This window comes from Pseudonocardia nigra, from assembly GCF_019396355.1.
Taxonomy (GTDB): domain Bacteria; phylum Actinomycetota; class Actinomycetes; order Mycobacteriales; family Pseudonocardiaceae; genus Pseudonocardia; species Pseudonocardia nigra.
This window is the reverse complement of sequence record NZ_JAHKRK010000369.1, coordinates 1-3,993: the sequence shown is the minus strand read 5'-3', so window position 1 is coordinate 3,993 and position 3,993 is coordinate 1. Positions and strand designations below refer to the sequence as shown.

The 3,993-nt window shown below is 67.6% G+C and carries 1 protein-coding gene, 3 pseudogenes and 1 other annotated feature; of the genes and pseudogenes, 2 read left to right on the top strand and 2 right to left on the bottom strand.

Annotation, left to right across the window (positions count from 1 at the left end; translation table 11 throughout):
* Positions 1 to 109: 109 nt before the first annotated feature.
* Together KME75_RS40395 and KME75_RS40390 are read right to left on the bottom strand one after the other, a co-directional pair.
* Positions 110 to 703, bottom strand: a pseudogene (locus tag KME75_RS40395) (IS1634 family transposase N-terminal domain-related protein); the annotation flags it as partial.
* 164 nt (positions 704 to 867) lie between these two features.
* Positions 868 to 1,128 carry a metal-sensitive transcriptional regulator gene (locus tag KME75_RS40390; protein ID WP_219420278.1) on the bottom strand — a complete coding sequence of 87 codons (261 nt, stop codon included), beginning with the start codon at positions 1,126 to 1,128 and terminating at the stop codon, positions 868 to 870.
* Positions 1,129 to 1,561: 433 nt separating this feature from the next.
* Between KME75_RS40390 and KME75_RS40385 the strand changes: the two are divergent.
* Positions 1,562 to 2,828: pseudogene (locus tag KME75_RS40385) on the top strand (IS3 family transposase).
* Positions 1,815 to 1,946: a sequence feature (AL1L pseudoknot), on the top strand. Its footprint overlaps the pseudogene before it by 132 nt.
* Positions 2,829 to 2,844: 16 nt before the next feature.
* Positions 2,845 to 3,864 (top strand): annotated as a pseudogene (locus KME75_RS40380) (IS256 family transposase); the annotation flags it as partial.
* Positions 3,865 to 3,993: the final 129 nt, after the last annotated feature.

Sequence of the window (3,993 nt, the reverse complement as noted above, 5' to 3'; positions counted from 1 at the left end):
GCGGCGAAAGTCCGCCGCCAAGAAGAAGAAATCCGCGCGCTCAAACGCCGCGAAACAACGACGGCGCCTACCCGGCCAGCGCGAAAGCAGACCGCCGATTAGCCGGATAATCGAAGAACAGCAGGTCCACCTCCAGGTTCAGCAGGTTCGCGACCTCGTCGAACACCTGCTTCTCCAGATCGTCTTTCACCTCGTGCAGCCAGTCCATCGCCCGGTAGCAGGGCTGCTCGCCGATCTCGTCGAGCCCATCGATGTGCACGTCGTGCGTGATCCAGTCCGCTGCCGCGAGCTTCGAGGACGGAGCCAGGGCACGGTTGGCGACCAGGGCGAACAGCACCCGTTCGGTGGCGGTCATGTCCCGGCGGCGGCCGCGCTTGGGCTGCCCGACCCGAGTCACGATCTGGTCGATCTTCAGCCGGCGCCACAGGTGATCGAGCACGTAGGCGCCGCCGAACGGAACCGAACAGACGAACTCCAGATCCGACGCGGCGGTCGCGGTCAGTGCATCACCTGGCTCCAGCAGGCGCGATAGAGACGCGACGAGGCGCTTGACCCCGTCGCGGTCGAGGTCGTCCTCGCGACCGAAGCTGAACAGCACCTTCGGCACGGCCCGCCCCTTCACCGGATCCCACTCGTTGTGCGCCAGGTGCAGGTACCGGACCGTCCCGGACTTGTTCTCCCGCTTCGTCGTCTTCACGTACACGACTCCAGACCATACGAGCAATGACCTGGTCAGTACAGGTGGACCTCGAAAACCGCGTCTCTAGAGCCTTCCGGCTCTTCAAGAGCCTCGCAGTCCTCTGACCTGCGCCTTTGCCTCAGCAGGGACTCTAGAGCCCGCGAATTACGTCGAACCCGGGTCGCTGGTCAGTGATGGCGGAAGATCACATCTATCAGTTCGTCGTAGATCAACGGGTCGCCGCCGGTGATCGCGTCGGTGACGGAACGCTGCAGGTAGTTGCGCATGACCTTCTTGGCGACCCCGTCGAGGGCCTTCTGCGTGGCCGCGATCTGATCGAGAACATCCACGCAGTACCGGTCCTCGTCGATCATGCGGTTGACCCCCAGCACCTGCCCCGAGGCCTTCGACAACCGCCGCCGCAGATCCGCCTTGAGCTCCTCGTCCATGAACACGCGTCGTCCCGGCGCCGCGCACCCAGCAGCATCCGGCGCCGGCGCTGGGCCCGTGCGGGCCTCCTGCGCTTGTGTCAACGGCACCGAACCCGGTTCACGATCCACGCCTGACCTCCCATACGTCACTTTAGGTAATCTACCCCCCAGGGGTAGTCACGGAGGAACCCCGTGGCCGCCCACTCAATTCCATGGGCCGGATGCGTCCGGCGATCGCACGGAAACCAGCGGTACGGCGGCGTGGGGTCGGCGACTGCGGCGCAGGGCGATCTGCACTCCGGGTCACCCGCAGGCCGGGCCGGGCCTAGGCACCGGCCGACGCCCGGGGGCGCCACCTCGCGGGAGCACTGAAGCGCCCCGGGTCTGGTGGAGGTTCTGAAGCCACGGGAAGGTGGTCTTCGTGCCGGTACCGAGGAAGTTCAACGACGAGATGCGCGAGCGGGCCAAGCGCATGGTCCGGGAAGCACGCCAGCAGGAGCCCGGCCTGTCGGTCAACGCCGCCTGCAAGCGGATCGGCCCGCAGCTGGGGATCCTGCCCGACACCCTGCGGGGCTGGTGCAAGCAGGCCGATATCGACGACGGCCTGGTCCCGGGGACCAGACCAGCGACCGTGATGAGCTGGCCCGGCTGCGGCGGGAGAACGCCGAGCTGCGGCGGGCGAACGAGATCCTCAAGACCGCGTCGGCGTTTTTCGCCTCGGTGGAGCTCGACCGCCGACTGCGGTGATCGTCGACTACATCGACGCCCACCGGGACCGCTTCGGGGTCGAGCCGATCTGCGCCGTGCTGACCCAGCACGGGATCACGATCGCCCCGAGCAGCTACTACGCAGCCAAGACCCGCCCACCCTCGCGACGAGCGCTATCCGACGCCGCCCTGGCCGAGACGATCGAGGCCACGTTCTGGGACCGCCAGAAGGGCCGCGGCGTGTACGGAGCCCGCAAGATGTGGCACCAGCTGCGCCGCGACGGCGTCTCGGGCGCGGGCGGAGGCCCGGTCGCCCGATGCACGGTGGAGCGGCTGATGCGCGAACTCGGCCTTCGCGGGGCTCGTCGGGGCCGACCCGTACTCACCACGGGCCCGGACCGCCAGCTCGAGCGAGCTCCCGACCTGGTCGATCGGGACTTCACCGCCGCCGCGCCGAACCGGCTGTGGGTGGTGGACCTGACCTACGTGCCGACCTGGTCGGGGATGGTGTTCACCGCCTTCGTCTCCGACGTGTTCTCCCGGCGGATCGTCGGCTGGCGCTGCGCGGGCTCGATGCCGACCGAGTTGCCGCTCGATGCTCTGGAAATGGCGTTGTGGACCCGCGACAGCGCAGGTCAGACCACCGACGGGCGGCTCGACGGGTTGATCCATCACAGCGATGCGGGCAGTCAGTACTGTGCTATTCGGTATGGCAACCGCCTCGCCGAGGCCGGCGCGATCGCCTCGATCGGCTCGGTCGGTGACAGTTACGACAATGCCCTGGCCGAGTCGGTGATCGGGCTCTACAAGACCGAGTGCATCCGTCGTGACGGACCGATCCACTCGGTCGACGATCTCGAGCTGGCCACCGCGAGCTGGGTGCACTGGTTCAACACCCAGCGGCTGCACTCCATGATCGGCAACATGCCGCCGGTCGAGTACGAACAGAACTACTACGCTCACCAACCAGCCCGAGAACAACCGATCTCGGGAGAACCCAGCCTCCACTGAACCCGGGGCGCTTCAGATCGCCCGACTGGCCGGGCGTGCCCGGCAGGACGGACTGGCGCTGACCGGTGAAGGCGGCCTGCTCGCGCAGCTCACCAAGCGGGTGCTGGAGTCCGCGCTGGAGGGCGAGATCGCCGAGCACCTTGGCTGCGACCGCCACGACGCGGCCGGCCGCGATGGCGGGAACTCCGGGAACTCCCGCAACGGGCACCGGTCAAAGACGGTGCTGACCGAGGTCGGGCCGGTCGAGATCGACGTCCCCCGCGACCGCGACGGGTCGTTCGAGCCGACGATCGTGGGCAAGCGCAAGCGGCGGCTGTCCGGGGTGGACGAGCTGGTCATCTCGCTGTCCGCGAAGGGCCTGACGACCGGGGAGGTGGCGGCGCACCTGGCCGAGGCCTATGGCGCGCAGGTGTCCCGCCAGACGATCTCCACGATCACCGACAAGGTCGTCGACGGGATGGTGGAGTGGCAGAACCCACCTTTGGACCCGGTCTATCCGGTGATCTTCATCGACGCGATCCACGTGAAGATCCGCGACGGGAAGGTCGCCAACCGGCCGATCTATGTCGCGCTCGCGGTCACCACTGACGGCCGCCGCGACATCCTCGGGCTGTGGGCCGGGGACCCGAACGCTGGCGGGGAGGGCGCGAAGCACTGGCTGCACGTGCTCACCGAGATCCGCAATCGCGGCATCGAGGACGTGCTCATGATCGTCTGTGACGGGCTGGCCGGCCTGCCCGACGCGATCGCCGCGGTCTGGCCGCAGACCATCCCCCAGACCTGCGTGGTGCACCTGCTGCGCAACAGCTTCCGCTACGCCGGTCGCCAGCACTACGAGGCCATCGCCAAGGCGCTGCGGCCGGTCTCCACCGCCCCGACCGAGGCGGCGGCGATGGAGCGGTTCCTGGAGTTCTGCAAGGCCTGGGGCGACCGGTATCCGGCGATCGTCAGGTTGTGGGAGAACGCCTGGGCCGAGTTCGTGCCGTTCCTGTCCTTCGACGTCGAGATCCGCAAGATCGTCTGCACCACCAACGCCTGGGTTATCTTGAGCCAGCAGGATGATCAAGCCTGTGAGCTGCTGGTTTGCGTCGTGAACAGTGTCGCTGACGTGGCTGGTCAGAGCGTTTGGCTCGGTGTGGAAACTCGTGGTCTCGGCGTGTCGTGT